Source organism: Chloracidobacterium sp. (assembly GCA_025057975.1).
Lineage (GTDB): Bacteria > Acidobacteriota > Blastocatellia > Chloracidobacteriales > Chloracidobacteriaceae > Chloracidobacterium.
Map to the genome: position 1 here is coordinate 216,158 of JANWUV010000006.1, position 17,001 is coordinate 233,158.

Consider the following 17,001-nt stretch of genomic DNA (forward strand, 5'->3'; position numbering starts at 1 on the left):
GGACGCAACGGTTGCCCAAGCAGACGCTTCCGCGCCGGTGGTGGTCGCCGTCCAATCGCTGACGATGGTGTACACGGTCGGACGGGTCGCCGTCCGGGCGCTGGACAATGTCACTTTTTCTGTCCGGCAAGGTGAGTTCGTCGCCGTCGTCGGCCAGTCCGGTTCGGGAAAATCCACCTTGCTTCATGTTCTCGGAGGGTTGCTCCGCCCAACGAGCGGTTCTGTGCTGATTGACGGTCAGGATTTGGCGACAGTCAGCGACCGAGAACGAACGGCGATTCGCCGCCAAAAAATCGGAATTGTTTTCCAGCGTTTCAACCTGTTTCCAACGCTGTCGGCGGAAGGCAACCTGCGTCTGGCGGAACGCATTCGGGGCGTCAACGGAAGCGATCCGGCGCATCGGCGGGAACTGCTTCGCCTGCTCAACTTAGAGCACCGACTGCATCACAAGCCGTTGGAACTATCCGGGGGAGAACAACAGCGAGTCGCCGTGGCGCGGGCGCTCATCAATCGTCCGAAGCTCCTGCTGGCTGATGAACCGACCGGCAATCTCGACAGCGAAAACTCGCAGATTGTGCTCGATATGCTGAAGCGACTGAATCAGGAGCTGCAACAAACCGTGATTCTGATTACCCATAACCCGGAGGCGGCGGCGGTCGGCTCGCGGATCATCGCCCTGCGCGACGGGAAAATCATCGCCGATCGGCCCAACAACGCTCGATGAACCGGCTTTTTCGCGCCATCAAAGCGGCTGTGCTGTGGAAATACGAACGTGGCACGTGGCAGTACGATGTCCTGTGCTGCCTCATCCTTGCCTTTATCTTTCTTATTCCATCGAGCTGGTTTGATGAACGACCTGCCGCGCGCCGCCGGGCGGCTGCGTATCTAGGCAACAGCGGGCCGCCGGAGTTCATCAGCACAGCTGAACTAGGGCAAGCGCCGCCGTCCGAAACCTTGCAGGCGGCGCTGGAAAGGGTCGGCGAGGCGCGTTGGAAGCGCCCTGTGCGCGTCCGTCATTTTGAGCACGTCAACGACGTATCCGGCGAACGCATCGCCGGCTATCATGTGTGGTTTGAAGCGTTGGAGCCGGTGAAACCATGAGTCGTTCACGCCGTAGGGCGCGCCGGCACAACAAGGGGTTAGGGACGCCTATGAAACTTAGGGTTTTGGACGCGGCTGTGGCGACGAAGCGGTGTGTCCGGCGACAGATGAGGGTGGGGTGCTTGGCGGCGGTTTGCGCCGTCGTAATCGGCTTGGCGGCGGGTGATGTTCGCGCCGGACGGGTTGATCTCCAAACTGTCGTCAAGAATCTTCAGGCGGCCAGCCAACGGTTGAGTGGCCTTCAGGCGACGGTGACGCACCAGCGCGTTAACACACAGCTTGGCGTACAGGAGCCGCGCCAAGTTGGTACGCTGCGCTTCAGTACGCGCGGCAATGTTCGTCGTTTACGGATTGACTACACCGAACCGCAGTCGAAGACCGTTGTCGTCAACGGCGACGAAGCCGTTTTGATCGAACCAGCGCTTAATCAGGCCTTTGTGAGCACGACAAGCGAAATCGCCAAAAAGACCGCTTCGACCGGTCTACTGACCGTGCTCACGGATGCTCAGCGGTTCTCCGAGAACTTTGAGGCGGCCTTGGACGGGGAAGAAACACTGGATGGTCAGGCGACGACAAAACTGGTGCTGCGGCCGAAAGGGAAAAGCCAGTACACACGGCTCGAAGTGTGGGTTTCCCACCGGAACTGGCTGCCAGTTAAGCAAATCCTACACACGCGCAGCGACTACACCACGATTGTCTTAACAAACATTCGCCTTCAGGCTGTCCCGGACGCGAGCTTCAAAGTGGACTACAAGAAATACAAAATCGTGCGCGGCTAGGGAAATCACAGCAGGCCGCGGGTTTTGACATCGAGATAGCGGTTGACGAGCGCCACGGAAAGCTGTCCGGTGGGAACATCTAGCGCTAGGCCGCCCAGCTCGATCACCCGGTTGAGGGCCTGTTCGCGTTGAGTCAGCAGTTCTTCGGCGACGGACTGGGCGTACACCTCGTCAAGCGAAGCCGGTATCGCCCGAGCGAACGCCCGCAGGTCTCGGTCTCCAATGGCGACAATCAAGGGCAGATGACGCGGTACTAATGTCGCCGTAGGCGCCAGCAGGTCGGCTGAAGCGTCGGCATCCACCACATCCGTCAGGAGGATCACCAATGACCGTCGCCGGCAGTAGCGGTTCAAGTGCGAGAAGGCGCGTGCGTATGACGGTTCAATCATCTGTGGTTGCACGTCGTGTAAAAGCTCCAGAATTTCACGCAACTGCCCAGCCCCGGCTCTAGGCGGCAGGAAGCCGTCCACGCGGCGCGTAAACGTCAGCATTCCAACGTGATCGCCGCCGGCGGCGGCGACGTACGCCAGCGCCAACGCCGCATTGACCGCATAATCAAGTTTGGTGCGCTCGCCGATGCGGCCCGTCATCAGGCGACCGCAGTCCAGCATAAGCATAATGCTTTGGCCGCGCTCGATCTGGTACTGGCGCGTCACCAGTTTGCCGCGCCGCGCTGAAGCCGCCCAGGCGACATGGCGAAGTTCATCGCCGACGACGAACTCCCGCAGCGATTCAAACTCTCGGCCCTGACCACGAAGACGTTGCCGTCGTTCACCCATCCGACCCATGCGATAGGTCTCAATGACCTGTCGCCGGGCGGCGCGGAAATCAGGGTACACCTTGACGGATTCCTGTGCCGGCACGGATGTTTGCCGCCACACCAACCCCCACGGACTCAGCACCCGGACGGCGATATCGCCGAAATGAAAACGCCCTCGCGCCGGCGCAGTGAGTTCGTACTGCATAGTGGCGCAGCCCCGCGCCGGCAACATAAACGAGCGTTCACGCCCCCGAACCTGCATCTCCGGCGGGTGTTCGTCCTTCACCCACAACGTCAGCGGATGTGGGCGGTGATTCCGCACCTCGATGGTGACCTGATTGCCGTCGCCGATGGCGAAACGGTCGGCGCACAGGCGACGCGCGGAAAAGCTGTCGTGTAGCGGCGTACGGGCGGCGTCCAACAGCGCCGCGCCAAGCAGTGCCAGATCGAGCAACAGGCCTACCCAGAGAAACGCCGGGTTGATCCAGCCGAGCGACAACACGCCGAAGCCGCCGGCGAACAAAACAAAAAAACGGTCTGTAAAAACGAAGTTCATGGCGGCGTACGAAACAGCAGAGGCTGTTTTTTACCTGCCCGGCAACATAGTATCCGTCCGCCGCCGACACAACCGCCGCCTCGCCGCCAAATCCAACCCGGAACCGACGGCGTTGGTGGTTACCGCGCGGGCGGTGTGGGGAAGGCGTCGGATAGACGATTTGGATAGACGATGTTGTATAAGGCGCACAAACGACTCCAGCGAATCATTCAGCCGTTATCCATCGGTTTGTTGTTCCTGTTTGCGGCGGCGGCACCGCATTCTATCGCGGGCGCGCAGGGATGCGCGCTGGCGCTGGCGTTGCTCTGGTTGCTGGAATGGCTTTTGCGCTCTGCCGGCGCGCCGCGTAACGCCCTACCCCAACCGGCGGCAAGATGGGCGTCCGATTGGTGGCCGCCATTGGGCGTCTTTTTCGCGCTGTGTACGGTGTCCGCGTTGCGTTCCTACGAACCGCTGGTGAGTCTGGACGGCCTCCGCAGTGTGGCGTTTATGGCCGCCAGCGGCGTGGTGGCCCACTGGGTGACGACACGCGCGCAGGCCTGGCGACTGGCTTGTGTGCTGTTGGCGTCGTCACAGGTCGGACTCCTGTACACCGGCTATCAGTTGGTTGTTGGCGTCGGCATTCGGCTCGTTGAACTGGCGCCGGATTCGCCGCTGCGGCCGTATTTTCAGCCGGGGGATGTGTTGCTGCAGGTGGATGGGCGATTGGTTCACAGGCCAGATGACATTGTACGGGCGCTTCATCGGCGTGCGCCGTCATCCGACCAGCCCGTTCATCTCACCGGTCGTCGTGTTGAATTGCCGCTCACGGCACAGCTTGACCGGCGCGCGCTCAACGAACGGCTGGAGCGATTCGGCGCGGCGGGGTTGGGCATTCAAGTCAGTGAACCGGCGCGTGATTTTCGCGCCAGCGGTTTTTTCTCGCACTATGTCACCTATGCCGAAGTGCTCCAGATTTTGATTTCGCTCGCCGTCGGTATGGCCTGGCGTGCGCCGCGACCGGTGCGACGGTGGTTGTGGGCGGCCGCCGGATTGCTGTTGTTGGCGCTGTGGTTGACGCTCTCGCGCGGGCCGGTCGGCGGCCTTATCGTCAGCGTGGGTGTCATGCTGTACCTGCTATGGCGCGAGGGAACGCTGCGTACGCAGCGGGTCGTCGTCGGCTTTGTCATTGCGGGCATTTTGCTGGCCGGCGTGTTGGCTTACGCCTACGCGCTGCGGCGCATGGCGGTGGCGGATGTGCGTGAGGGCAGTCTGTTTTGGCGACTGGTGGTGTGGCAGGAGGGGGTGCAACTAGCGGCCGAACATCCGTGGTTCGGCGTTGGGCGGCTGAGCGACAAGCTGCACGCCGCCGAATGGGGACTGTACGCCGCCGGAGATCTGCCGCCGGGTCACTTCCATAACACCTACCTACAAATTGCCGTGTGGTATGGCCTGCCAGCGCTGGCCGCCTACCTCTGGCTGCTATTGACCTATTTTGAACGGTTGCTGGAGCGCATCCGCGACGGCGTGGCGTTGGGTGCACTTGGCGCGCTGGCCGGCTTCGCCGTCGGGGGCGTCGCGCATTTCAACCTTGGCGACGGCGAGGTAGCGATGGCCCTATGGTTCGTTCTAGGCCTAGCGTTGGGACCGCGCGAGATTGCGTCGCCGGCGACCACCGAGGAGCGTCCGCCGGTGGCGCGGACGGTTTCATCCAGCCAGTGTTTTACGTAGGATGCCCGGTTGGCGACGGCCGCTCCGTGCGACCATCGCTGACGGAAAACCTTCTGGTACGGGAGTTCTCACGTGAGGGACAAAACTCATGCCGGGTGGTGGGTGGTAGGCTGCGGTCTACTGATTGGCGTTGGCGCTTTGCCGCTGGTCAGCCGAATGACGGCTTCCGCCCAGGAAGCCATCGTGATTGATGAAACGCTGGCCAGCGTCAACAAAGACCTTATCACCCGTTCGATGCTGCAGCGAGCGGAGCGGGCTTTGCGGCGCGATCTTCAGGAGCAGTTCCCAAACGACCCAGCCAAACAGGAGGAGGTTTTCACCCGTTTGCAGCCGCGCCTACTTGTTAGTCTGATTGACGAGCGTTTGATCGCCCAACGGGCGGAAGAAATGGGCATCATGCCGGAAATCGAGGCGCAAACTAACGCGACAATCCTTGAACTGTGCAAGCAAAACAACCTCGAAAATCTGGACGCTTGTCGCGCCGCTATGGAGCGGCAGGGGCTTTCGATGGAGGACATTCGCGCCAGTTACCGTGGCCAGTTCCTGCGTCAGGCCGTTTATGGGCAGGATGTCTATAGCGTATTGCTTGAACAGGTGACGAACCGGGAGGCGGAGGAATACTATCGCACCCATACGGCCGATTTCACGGAACCTGGCGAACTGGAGATCAGCGAAATCTATATCGCCTTTACACCCGAAACCCAGCTGGCCGCCGAAGCGCGAGCGCGGCAGGCGTACGCTGAAATCAAAGCTGGCAAGCCGTTCGCCGAAGTGGCGCAGAAGTTTTCTGACGAAAAACGCGCCTCGCGCGCTGCGGGCGGCAAGCTCCCGCCCTACAAGGAAGATCAACTGGCTGCAGAGTTCAAAGCCGAACTTGATAAGCTTAAGCCGGGCGAAATCACGCCCATTTTGAAGCTGGAAAAGGCATACCAGATTCTGCGGTTGGACGCACGGCGGCCGCCGTCGGTCAAGCCGTTTGTGGAAGTGCGTGAACTGGTCAAGCGTCTCATTGCTCAGCGACGCGCAGACGCCAAAGTCAAGGAATACCTACGGGGTTTGCGGGCAAAGGCGCTCATTCGGCTGGCCGAGCCGTACCGCAACGTACTGATTGAGGCGGAAAAAGCCGAGGACGCTGAAGCTGCGGCCGGGGAACAGAAAAAGGGCTAGCCGCCTTCAAGCCGACGCTGGCGCGACTGCAAGGTTCACTCCTGTGTTCCTAAGGGTGTACGTGCGCTTAAAGTGTATGCTTGAGTACGCTTTCTCGGAGACGTAGATTGGAAGTACGTCCTCTCCAGAGCCTTCCCTGACAGTGAGAAACTTATGCCGACTGCGCTTGATCCTCCGCCAGCTGCGCCTGAGACTGCGGCTATGAACCGAAACCTAAGCGACTATCTCAAAGCCTACGGCGGGCCGCTGCCCAATCAGGAAGTCTTGGCATTGTTTCTCGGCATCGCCCGGATTGTGGACGGCATGCACGAGCAATGTGCCTTTTATGGCCGTGAACTGCGTATTGAAAACATCATTCTCAGCGCCGACCAACCGCCGCGCGTGCTTGATTGTGGCATCCCGCAGTCACGGTTGGTGGCGAAGTCGCCAACGCCGGAGGAAGTCGCGCAGGGTATCCGCCAAGACATTTACCAACTGGGCGTGATTCTATACCAGCTTGCCACTGGACAACCGACGCCGGAACGCCGTTCCACTTATAACTTCCGTACGGATTTCGACGAGGCTTCAGAACTGCCGCCCGTCCCCGATCCGCGCAGCGTCCATCTGTCCGTGTCAGTGGAGATTGCGCGGTTGGTTGCTCTAGCTACGGCTCGCGATGAACAAAGTCGGGCGAAACGCATTCGAGACCTACTGGCGCTGCTAGAGCCGTCGTCCGAACCGATGCCTCCGCCTACCCCGTCGCTTGCTTCTGCTCCGTCAGCGTTGCCGCGCCAAACCGCCGGCGAGCCAGCGCCGCCGGCCGAGACGGCCCCAGTACGGCGTGAGACGCGGGCGACATTGGCGCGACGCAGCCTACCAGTCGTCTCGGAGCGCACTGGCTTTGTCGTCAACGAAGCCGCCATGCGGCGCACCTCGCCGCCAGCCGCCCCCACCGCTCCCACTGGCTTTGTGGACGGTTTGGCGCAAGCGTTCGCCGATCTCAGCGGAACGGGCGAAAAACCCACCGGCAAGGGCTTCAGGTTCTTTTTGGCCGGGATGAGTTGCTTACTGTTGCTGGTCATTGGTCTGGCGACGTACCGCATCGTCGCCAAGTTCCGGCTCGGCGGCGGGCAAAGCGCGGCGACGCGCCCCAACATCGAGGCGCTGCGTCAGGGCGCGACGACGGTGAACCGTCCTAAGCTGACACCGACTGCTCCGCCGGAAGACGTCGCCGCTCCCTTGCCGCCTCTTGTAGCCGTCAAGGGTGGGACGTTCACCATGGGAGACCCAAACGGCCAACCCGACGAACAGCCAGTACACCGCGTGACGCTTTCCGACTTTGAGATTGGCAAGTACGAAGTCACCAACGCCCAGTACAAAGCTTTCTGCGACGCAACGCGCCGGCCGTACCCCGAAGAGCCGAACTTTCCCAAGTTGCGCAACTATTTCCTTGACTACCCGAACCACCCAGTGGTGCGTGTCAGTTGGGACGACGCTAATGCCTACTGCATCTGGCTCAGCGAACGTACTGGCGATCTTTACCGCCTGCCGACCGAGGCCGAATGGGAGTACGTCGCCCGCAACAGTCCGATTGGGTGGGATAGCTACAACAGCGGCGGCGCGCCGCACGAAGTCGGCACAAGCCCGCCGAATGCGTTGGGAATCTATGATCTGATGGGCAACGTCTGGGAGTGGTGCGCGGATTGGTACGGCCCCTATCCATCTGAGCCGCAAACCAATCCAAAAGGCGCACCCCGTGGCACGCACAAGGTCTTGCGCGGTTGTTCATGGTACTTTAGTACGGTACCGTGCCGGCCGACCGCGCGTTTTCGGTTCGACCCCACACTGAACTACTGGTTCAACGGCGGTTTCCGCGTGGTGCGCGCCAAACATTAGGGCGGCGTGGCGCTGCGGCCGGTTGGGAACGACGGCGCTAACCAAAATTTTGCCATCCGGGGCCGCACCGTCATGGGACTGTTTGATCACATCCGAAGCACACGCGACCAAGTAGCGACTGTTCAAGATGCCGTGGCGCTGGCGGCGGCGATTGAGCAGTGTGAAAGGATACTGCAGTCCGATCCCAAGCATCTGCCAACGCTTCAGGAAGTTGGGCGACTCTATCAGGAACAGGGGCAGAATCAGAAAGCCTGCGACGCCTTCTGTCGGGCTGGCGAGGCGGCTGTGGAGCGCGGCGACGCCGAACAGGCGCTTATCAACTACCGCAAAGCGGAACGCCTCGCCTCCGGCGACCTCCGTCTTGACCTGTGGCACAAACTGTTCCACCTAAGCTACAAGCTGCGCCGCAACGACGAGGCTTTTGAGCGCGCCAAACAAATTGTGGAGGCGTTGGTTGAGCGCGGCAACCTCAAGCGCGCTAGCGCCTTCTTGGCCGCTTTGCCGGACTTGGGAGCAAGGGACGCTGAATACCGGCAGGTTTTGGAAAGCATCGCTGGTATTGCGCCGCGTCAGGCCGCCGGCGGCGGCGTCGCCGCCGGGACATGGCGGCGGGCGTCCACCACCCAACGCAGTGCTGATGAGTATTTTCCGGGACAAACGATTCTGATTGTGGATGACGACCCGCAGGTGCTGGAGTTGCTTGAAACGTCCCTCTGCACCTTGGGCGCGCGCATTGTCACGGCTTCAAACGGCCACATCGCTTGCGAGAAGGTTAAGCGCTACGCGCCTTCGCTCATCATTAGCGACCTTGCTATGCCGGGGATGGACGGCAGCCAGTTTTTCGAGTGGGTGAAGTCGCAACCGGAGTACGCCCGCGTCCCGTTTGTCTGCCTCTCTGCCATCGGCTCTGACGTTGAACGGGTGGCGGCGTTTGAGCTGGGCGTCGAAGACTACTGGACGAAGCCGTTTCATCCGACGGAAATCCGCTACCGGGTCAAACATCTTTTGCGCCGGATTCGGCGGCCAGTGGATTTTCAGGGCAGGCTGTCACAAGTCAATCTAGCGGAAATCATTCAGATTTTGGAATCCGGCCGTCGCACGGGCTTACTCACGATTGAGTCCGGCAGTGAGCAGGCCTACCTGTACTTCCGGGACGGCGTGATCCTCAATGCTGAGTGCGGCGATTTATCCGCCGAGCGGGCGGTCTTTCGTCTAGTCGGTTGGACGAACGGGGACTTCGCCTTCTGCGCCATGCCGATGCTGCGTGAGCGGGTGATTCAGCTTTCGCCGCAGCAGTTGTTGATGGAAGCGTTTCGTCGGTTCGATGAGGTCGAGCGGGTTTTGACGAGCCTACCGCGTCAACAAGAGGTTTTCGTTTGCAAGCCGGGCTTTGACGAGAATCCCGAAATCGCCGAGCAGATGACGCGAGGTGGGGAGTTCGCCGCCGCGCTGGCGACCATCCGCCGGCTCTTTGATGGGACGCGGACATTGGAAGCCTGCTGTCAGGCGCTGCGAGACGACCTTGAAACGTTGTTGTTGGTTCGTGAACTGCTTGAACAGGGTTTGCTTGTTCCACGCTCAACGTTGCCGTAGCTAACTTCAATCAGGCATGATAGCAACCAATGTATATGTGTTGGTTCACGATGACAGGCCCTGTACCTGCTGCAAGGCGTCACGGCTGACGCGGTGGGAAACACAGGCTATTTCTGGTTGCGCCGCTTCCTCACTGCGACCAAGAGTGAAGAGAGGTAGCCATGGGATTGTTTGATCGCATTCTGAACGCCCGCGCGCAGGTTGCTGGCATGCTCGACAATGCCCGGCTCAACAGCGCTATTGAGCGACACGAACGTGAGTTGGCGCAGGAGCCGCGCAACTTGGCTGCGTTGCACGAACTGAGCGTACTGTATCAGGAACGCGGCGAGCCACAGAAAGCCTGTGAGGTCATGGTTCGGGCGGCGGCCATCCACCTTGAGCGTCAGGAGTTCGAGCAGGGCATGCTGTACTACCGCAAGGCGGAACGGCTCGCCTCCGGTGAGATGCGGCTCGACATCTGGCGCCGATTGTTTGAAACCAACCTGCGGTTGCGGCGGTTTGACGAAGCCTTCGGACGCGCCAAGCAGATTGTCGAGTATTTGATGGAGATCGGCGACCAAACGCGCGCGGCCGATTTCGTCAACCTGATGCCCGAACTAGGGCAGAAGGACATCCTCTATCGGCGAGAGTTGAAACTTCTGGCCGGACTAGAAGCCGATAATGTGACAACGGTCGGGAGCGTTCAAGGAACATGGCAACGCAAGCAGGTGACGGTGCGTGATCCCGAAGAGTACTTCCCGGAATTGACCGTGCTCATCGTAGACGATGAGCCGGGGATTCTAAACGTGCTTGAAACCAGTCTGCGGACGCTGGGGACGCCGGTGCTGTCCGCCCCCAACGGCCGCGTAGCCTGCGAATTGATCAAAACCCACCAGCCAGCCCTCATTATTAGCGATCTCAACATGCCCGAAATGGACGGCAGCCAGTTGTTTGAATGGCTTCGTTCGCAGCCCGATCAGGCGCATGTGCCGTTTGTGTGTTTATCCTCGGCGGACAGCGAAGCCGAACGGATGGCCGCCTTTGAAATGGGCGTTGAAGATTACTGGTCAAAACCATTCCGTCCGATGGAAGTGCGCCACCGCGTCAAGCGCCTGTTGAAGCGGATTCGTCCGCCGGTGGATTTGCAGGGCAAGTTGGCGCAGGTCAGTTTGGCTGAAGTCGTCCAGATGCTGGAGACTGGTCGGCGGACAGGGCTGCTGCTGCTGATGCAGCAGAGCGAAGAAGCGAAACTGTATTTTCGGGACGGCTGGATTGTGGATGTGGAGTATGGGGCGGCGCGCGCGGAACGGGCGTTTTTCCGCCTCGTCGGCTGGACGAGCGGAACCTTTACGTTCCGTTCGATTCCTGTGAACCGCGAGGCGGTCGTCAAGCTCAGCCCGCAGCAGTTGCTCATGGAGGCATTCCGGCGCTTTGATGAAGTCGAACACCTCATCGCCGAACTTCCCAACCGCGACCAAACGTTCATCTGTGGCGATGGCTTTGAGCGTGCGCCGGAAATTGCCGAACAAATTGCCCAAGAGGGCGAGTTTGTCGCCAACCTTGAGCGTGTCCGCCAACTTTTTGATGGTACGCGCACACTTGACGAGTGTTGTCAGGAACTGCGCGATGATCTGGAAACGCTGCTGTTAGTGCAGGAGCTCATCGCGCAGAAGCTGCTTGTGCCGGGTCAGGTCGTTGAACTGTAGCCTGTGACAGATGCTGACCGACGCGCCTACTTCCCCGCCGCGTCCCAGCGGGTGGGCTAGCGCATGGGCTTAGGCAGTTTCCGAAAAAGGTCTGACGCCATAACCTAGGCGTAGCAGTTGACAAGTGTTGGCGGCCACCAGCCTTCCAGCATGTATGGACAGCAGGCGATGCGCCGCCATTCCCACCGGATAGGGCGCATAGAAGCCTGCCTTTCCCACTGCTGCGCGGGCTGCTGTGTTCCGCCGTAAAATGCGAACCGCTCACGCGCACAAGGTTTTTTGAGCTGCGCGCGGAGCGGCTTGCGGCTAGGGCGGAGCGCCGCCCCGCTCGCTCCTTACGTTTCACAAAGCGCGCCGCTGCCTTGCTTGGAAGGAATGTGCGCCGGTTTGCCCTCGCCCGCCACGGGCAAGGAAGGGCTTTGTGTCGGCCGCTCTGCAGGCTTGGGGAGGCGTCGCCGCCGCCTACGAACTGCTCTAGCTGATTTTCTTGAGCAGCGCACGGGCTTCACGCTTGTAGCCTTCGTCTTCCCGTTCGTGGTTCTTTGAAAGCGGCGCGTCTAACACCCACTGGAGATGATGCTTTGCCCTTTTCTTATCACCCAGTGACAGGCAGCACTCCGCCATGTAGAGGTGGTTGAGGTAAAACTTCGGACCGAACTCCAGCGCCGCTTCGAAGCATTCCAATGCCTTGCGCTTGTCGCCAATGGAGACCGGCCAACCGGGCACCTTGTCATAAACACGCCCCAGCACCCGCCACGGGCCGCCATAAAAATACGACTCATCAATCTCGATAACGCGCTCGGCGCACCGCTGAATGGGTTTAATGAGCGACAGACTTTTCAAAATGCCCTTTTCGTTGCCATACATCCCGTAGTTGACCGCCAGCCAGAAGTTGCCTTCGAGGGAGTTTTCATTGATGGCGATAGCGGCTTCGCCGTATTCGACGCCCTGCTCAAACAGCGCCAGCTTGTCTTTTGGCGCGGCCAGCTCACCCCGCCAGTATTGAATCTCCGCTAGCAACCCGTAGGCCCAATCGCACTGACGATCCTTTTCCAGCAGGGCGGTCAAGGCGTCCTCCGCCTGGTCCAGATGGTCGTCGGCCAGTTCACGTTCATTGATGAGCTTGCGGACTTTGGCAAAGACGGCTTTGTGCTTCATGGCGGCTCCGGCGCTGTACGAGATGACAGGTTTTCGAGAGTATAGTCAAACTATAGCAAAAGGCGCGTCATTTTGAGCGTAGGGTTTGTCTTGCAAGTGCGCCGACAACACCGGCTGAGGTTGTTATGAGGTCTCTGAAGGTGATTCATGCCGCATGTCCCCATGATTGCCCAGATACCTGCGCCATTGCGGTGACGGTTGAGGGCGACGGTCCTGACCGTCGTGCCGTCAAGGTCGAAGGCGACGCCGGTCATGCTGACACGGCGGGTTTTTTATGCGCGAAGGTGTCCAAGTATCTTGAGCGAGTGTACGACCCACGTCGTGTTCTTCACCCGCTGCGCCGCGCCGGACGCAAGGGCGAAGCGAAGTTCGTACGCATCACGTGGGACGAAGCCATCGCCGAAATCGCCGACCGCTGGAAATCACTCATTGCCAAGTATGGCCCCCAGTGCATTCTGCCTTACAGCTACGCCGGGACGATGGGGCTGGTACAGGGACAAGGCATGGATCGGCGCTTTTTCCACCGGATGGGGGCGTCGCTGCTGGCGCGAACCATCTGTGCGACGGCGGGCGCGGCCGGCTACAAGGCGACTATCGGCGCGAGCATCGGCATGGAGGCCTGTCACTTTGCCGAAGCGAAGTTCATTCTCATCTGGGGCAGCAATCCCGTTACCTCGAATGTGCACCTGTGGCGTTACGTGTTGGAGGCGAAAAAGCGCGGCGCGCGCGTCGTCACAATTGACCCGTACCGAACCCGTACGGCGGCGGCTTCGGACGAACACCTGGCGGTGCTGCCGGGCACGGACGGGGCGTTGGCGCTCGCCATGATGCGCGTCATTGTGGACGAAAACCTGTACGACGCTGATTACGTCGCCCGCTACACGGTCGGTTTTGACGCGCTTAGGGAACGACTGCAAGCCTACGCTCCGGCTGAAGTTGCGCCGATAGTCGGCTTGGAAGCGGAAACCATTATTCGGCTGGCGCGTGAGTACGCCCGGACGCAGCCGGCTGCGATTCGCATTAACTACGGTCTGCAACGGCACGCCGGCGGTGGCATGGCGGTGCGCACGATTGCCTGTTTGCCTGCTTTGGTGGGGGCTTGGCGGCGCCCGGCAGGCGGCATTCTGCTTTCGACTTCAGGAACGTTTCCCCTCAACTACGCAGCGCTGGAGCGCCCGGACTGGATTCCGCCCGGTACGCGCGTCATCAACATGACACGCCTTGGCGAGGCGCTGACGAATCGAGATGAACAAGGCCGTCCGGCCGGTTTTGATCCGCCGGTGATGGCGCTTTACGTCTATAACTCAAACCCGGCGGCGATTGCGCCCGACCAGAATCAGGTGCTTGCCGGTTTGCGGCGCGAAGACCTGTTTACGGTCGTTCACGAGCAGTTTTTCACCGACACGACCGATTACGCCGACATTGTGTTGCCTGCGACGACGCAGCTTGAGCACATGGATGTCGTCAAACCCTACGGCCATCTTTCGCTGATGTTCAACGAGCCGGCGATTGCCCCGTTGGGCGAAGCGAAATCCAACTCGGATGTGTTTCGCCGGCTGGCGCAAGCGATGGGCTACGATGAGCCGGAACTTCAAGAAAGCGATGAGCAGTTGATTCGTGCTGTGCTGGATGTGCGCCATCCGTGGATGGAAGGCGTCACCTTTGAGCGCTTGCGCGCGGAAGGCTATGTGCGGCTCAATGTTCCGACGCCATTTGCGCCCTTCGCTGAAGGCGGTTTTTTCACACCCTCTGGTAAGTGCGAGTTTTATTCGGAGAGCCTAGCGCGGCAGGGGATAGATCCGCTCCCGACCTACATTCCGCCGCGTGAGAATGCACTAAGTAACCGGGCGTTGGCCGCACGGTATCCGCTAGCGTTGATTTCACCGCCCGCCCACAACTTCCTCAACTCAACATTTGTCAATCAAGACTCCCTGCGGCGCGTCGAGAAAGAGCCGATTGTGGAGCTGCATCCCTCAGACGCCGCGCCACGCGGGATCGCCGATGGACAAATGGTGCGGGTATTCAACGACCGCGGGGCATTTTGCGTCCGGGCGCGGGTTTCCAAGCGGATTCGGCCAAGCGTCGCCTACGCGCCCGGTATCTGGTGGGCAAAATTCAGTCCCGACGGGCGGAACGTCAACGCTGTTACCGGGCAGGCGCTTACCGACCTAGGAGCAGGCGCAACGTTTTACGACGTTCTGGTGGAAGTTGAACCGCTGGGTTCGTTCGCCACAAAGTCGTAGCGACACTCTGCCGTATCAGTGCGCTTTCCAAACCAAGCATATCGGCAGCCTGCTCTTCGGCGTTCAGCGTCACCACCAGCGTCTCTGGCGGTTGTACTATCCCCTGCTGCGCAGGCTGTGTCTCAGCTTCCCCATTGCTGTCCCCGACGCCCCCGACTGTACAAAACCACAACACATCCGTATCTTTTCCGCACCACCACGCGACCCCAACCTAACCCGGCCGGGCGTCCCACACGGCCGGGCGCGCGCCGCCCACTGCCGCGCGCGGCCCCGGCGCGCCCCGCGCCAAGCTCGGAGGTTCGCCCCAATGTCCGTCTCTTTCGCCCCATCCTCCATCCCACCCCACGAGTTCTTCATCTCCGGCGGCACGCTCCCCGCCGACGCCCCCAGCTACGTCCCCCGCCACGCCGACGACGAGCTTTTCGCCGCCCTCGCCGCCGGCGAGTTTTGCTACGTCCTCACCGCCCGCCAAATGGGCAAGTCCTCGCTGATGACGCGCACCGCCGCCCGCCTGCGCGCCGCCGGTCGGCAAGTCGTGACGCTGGATTTGACCAGCATCGGGCAAAACGTCACCGCCGAACAGTGGTACTTGAACCTGCTGACGCGCTTGGGCGAACGAACCGGGCTTGAAGACGAACTGGACGAGTTCTGGTTCGCCCACAAAGACCTCGGACCGTGGGCGAAGTGGGCTGGGGCGCTGCGGGAGGTGGTGCTGGAGCGGGTGCGCGAGCCGCTGGTGGTGCTGGTGGACGAGATCGACGTGGTGCGGAGCTTGCCGTTTGCGACGGACGAGTTTTTCGCGGGGATACGAGAGTTTTACAACCGGCGGGTGGAGGACAAAGCGTTTGAGCGGTTGAGTTTTGGGTTGTTCGGGGTGGCGCGGCCGTCGGACTTGATACGGGACGCGCGGCTGACGCCGTTCAACATTGGGCGGCGGATTGAGTTGGGGGATTTTGGGTGGGAGGAGGCGCGGGTGTTGGCGCGTGGGCTGGGCGGCGGGGGCGCGGCTGGGGAGCGGCTGTTGCGGCGGGTGCTGTACTGGACGGGCGGGCATCCGTATTTGACGCAGCGGTTGTGTCGGGAGGTGGCGGCGCGCGGTGGTGGGGCGACGGTTGGGGATGTGGACAGGGCGTGTGAGCGGTTGTTTTTGGAGAGTGGGGCGCGGGAGACGGAGGACAACTTGGTGTTTGTGCGGGATCGGCTGGTGCGGGGTGAGGTTCACGGGCAGGACGTGGTGGAGGTGTTGGGATTGTACCGGCGGGTGTGGGCTGGGAAGGCGGTGCGGGACGAGGCGGGCGATGCGGTGGTGGAGGCGCTGAAGCTGGCAGGGGTGGTGAAGAGTGTGGGCGGGCGGTTGGTGGTGCGGAATCGGGTGTACGGGCGGGTGTTTGACGGTGAGTGGGTGGAGCGGAGTTTGCCGGAGTGGGAGGTGAAGCGGCAGCGTGCGGCGGTGGTGAAGGGGCGGTTGCAGGCGGCAAGCGTAGCCCTGTTGGTGGTGGCGGCACTGGGGGTGTTGGCTGTGGCAGCGGTGGCACAGCGGAATCGGGCGGAAGCGGAGCGAGCGCGAGCGGAAGCGGCGTTGAAGCAAGTGGCGGCGGAGCGGGATCGGGCAGAGGCGGCATTGAAGCAGGTGCGGGAGGAGAGCGCGCGGGCGGAGCGGGAACGGCAGCGAGCAGAGGAGCAACAGAAGCTGGCGGAGAGCCGGACCAAGGAGGCGGTGGCGGCGAAGAACGCGGCGGAGTTGGCGCGGGAGGCGGAGCGGGAGCAGACGGAGGCGGCGCGGCGGAGCGCGCGGGAGGCGGCGGGGTCGCAGGCGCGGCTGCTGTACCAGCGCGGGCTGGAAGACTACCGGGAGCGGAAGTGGGAGCGTGCGGCGGTGTGGTTGAGTGAGGCGTACCGGCTGCGGGCGGAGAAGGGGTTGGGGGATGACGTTGAGGTGCGGTTTCATCTGGCGCGGGCGGTGGAGTGGGCGCTGCCGCCGAAGGGACAGCCGCTGCAGGTAATGGCGTTCAAGGAGCAGGCGCTGGAGCATACGGATGGGGTGACCTCGGTGGCGTATGCGCCGGACGGGACGCGGGTCGTGACGGGGAGTTGGGATGGCACGGCCGTCATCTGGGACGCGGCGAGCGGGCGGGCGCTGGTCAAGCTGGAAGGGCACAAAGATAGAGTGTGGTCGGTGGCGTTCGCGCCGGACGGGACGCGGGTCGTGACGGGGAGTTTTGACAACACCGCCATTATCTGGGACACAGCGAGCGGGCAGGCGCTTGTCAAGCTGGAAGGGGAACACAAGTACGCAGTGACCTCAGTGGCGTTCGCGCCGGACGGGACGCGGGTCGTGACGGGGAGCGACGACAAGACCGCCGTCATCTGGGAC

General features: G+C 61.5%; 12 protein-coding genes and 1 pseudogene. 11 read left to right on the forward strand and 2 right to left on the reverse strand.

From position 1 onward, the window contains the following. Positions 1–64 precede the first annotated feature (64 nt). The 3 genes from NZ585_07355 to NZ585_07365 are packed head-to-tail and all read left to right on the forward strand — an operon-like array spanning position 65 to position 1,880. Complete coding sequence (locus NZ585_07355) at positions 65–724, forward strand: ABC transporter ATP-binding protein (protein ID MCS7079853.1); 660 nt, start codon at positions 65–67, stop codon at positions 722–724. Next, on the forward strand, positions 721–1,101 hold the full coding sequence (locus NZ585_07360) for a hypothetical protein (GenBank protein ID MCS7079854.1): 381 nt from the start codon (positions 721–723) through the stop codon (positions 1,099–1,101). The genes NZ585_07355 and NZ585_07360 overlap by 4 nt, the downstream gene beginning before the upstream one ends. Before the next feature lie 50 nt (positions 1,102–1,151). Beyond that, positions 1,152–1,880, forward strand: a complete 729-nt coding sequence (locus tag NZ585_07365) for an outer-membrane lipoprotein carrier protein LolA (protein MCS7079855.1) — start codon at positions 1,152–1,154, stop codon at positions 1,878–1,880. A 5-nt stretch (positions 1,881–1,885) separates the two neighbouring features. Here the strand turns inward: NZ585_07365 and NZ585_07370 are convergent, their stop codons facing one another. Beyond that, complete coding sequence (locus NZ585_07370; GenBank protein MCS7079856.1) at positions 1,886–3,196, reverse strand: DUF58 domain-containing protein; 1,311 nt, start codon at positions 3,194–3,196, stop codon at positions 1,886–1,888. Positions 3,197–3,367: 171 nt separating this feature from the next. On the opposite strand from NZ585_07370, the gene NZ585_07375 reads away from it, so the two are divergent. From NZ585_07375 to NZ585_07395, 5 genes are all read left to right on the forward strand, one after another. Then, a complete protein-coding gene (locus NZ585_07375; GenBank protein MCS7079857.1) occupies positions 3,368–4,906 on the forward strand; it encodes an O-antigen ligase family protein in 1,539 nt (512 codons plus the stop codon). Positions 4,907–4,978: 72 nt separating this feature from the next. After that, on the forward strand, positions 4,979–6,073 hold the full coding sequence (locus tag NZ585_07380; protein MCS7079858.1) for a peptidyl-prolyl cis-trans isomerase: 1,095 nt from the start codon (positions 4,979–4,981) through the stop codon (positions 6,071–6,073). A 201-nt stretch (positions 6,074–6,274) separates the two neighbouring features. Next, entirely contained in the window at positions 6,275–7,948 is a 1,674-nt protein-coding gene (locus NZ585_07385) for an SUMF1/EgtB/PvdO family nonheme iron enzyme (protein MCS7079859.1), read from the forward strand. 72 nt (positions 7,949–8,020) lie between these two features. Further along, positions 8,021–9,541 (forward strand): DUF4388 domain-containing protein, encoded by a 1,521-nt coding sequence (locus NZ585_07390; protein ID MCS7079860.1) that lies wholly within the window; start codon positions 8,021–8,023, stop codon positions 9,539–9,541. A gap of 161 nt (positions 9,542–9,702) precedes the next feature. Beyond that, positions 9,703–11,226 (forward strand): response regulator, encoded by a 1,524-nt coding sequence (locus NZ585_07395; GenBank protein ID MCS7079861.1) that lies wholly within the window; start codon positions 9,703–9,705, stop codon positions 11,224–11,226. Between the two features lie 474 nt (positions 11,227–11,700). On the opposite strand, the gene NZ585_07400 is transcribed toward NZ585_07395, so the two are convergent. Continuing rightward, the gene (locus NZ585_07400) at positions 11,701–12,384 is read right to left on the reverse strand and encodes a TRAP transporter TatT component family protein (protein MCS7079862.1); all 684 of its coding nucleotides are present in this window, start codon (positions 12,382–12,384) and stop codon (positions 11,701–11,703) included. A gap of 125 nt (positions 12,385–12,509) precedes the next feature. On the opposite strand from NZ585_07400, the gene NZ585_07405 reads away from it, so the two are divergent. From NZ585_07405 to NZ585_07415, 3 genes and pseudogenes are all read left to right on the forward strand, one after another. Next, the gene (locus NZ585_07405; GenBank protein MCS7079863.1) at positions 12,510–14,627 is read left to right on the forward strand and encodes a molybdopterin oxidoreductase family protein; all 2,118 of its coding nucleotides are present in this window, start codon (positions 12,510–12,512) and stop codon (positions 14,625–14,627) included. Positions 14,628–14,934: 307 nt separating this feature from the next. After that, positions 14,935–15,657 (forward strand): annotated as a pseudogene (locus NZ585_07410) (AAA-like domain-containing protein). A gap of 972 nt (positions 15,658–16,629) precedes the next feature. After that, the coding region (locus NZ585_07415; GenBank protein MCS7079864.1) for a myosin kinase at positions 16,630–17,001 on the forward strand (372 nt) is incomplete at its 3' end.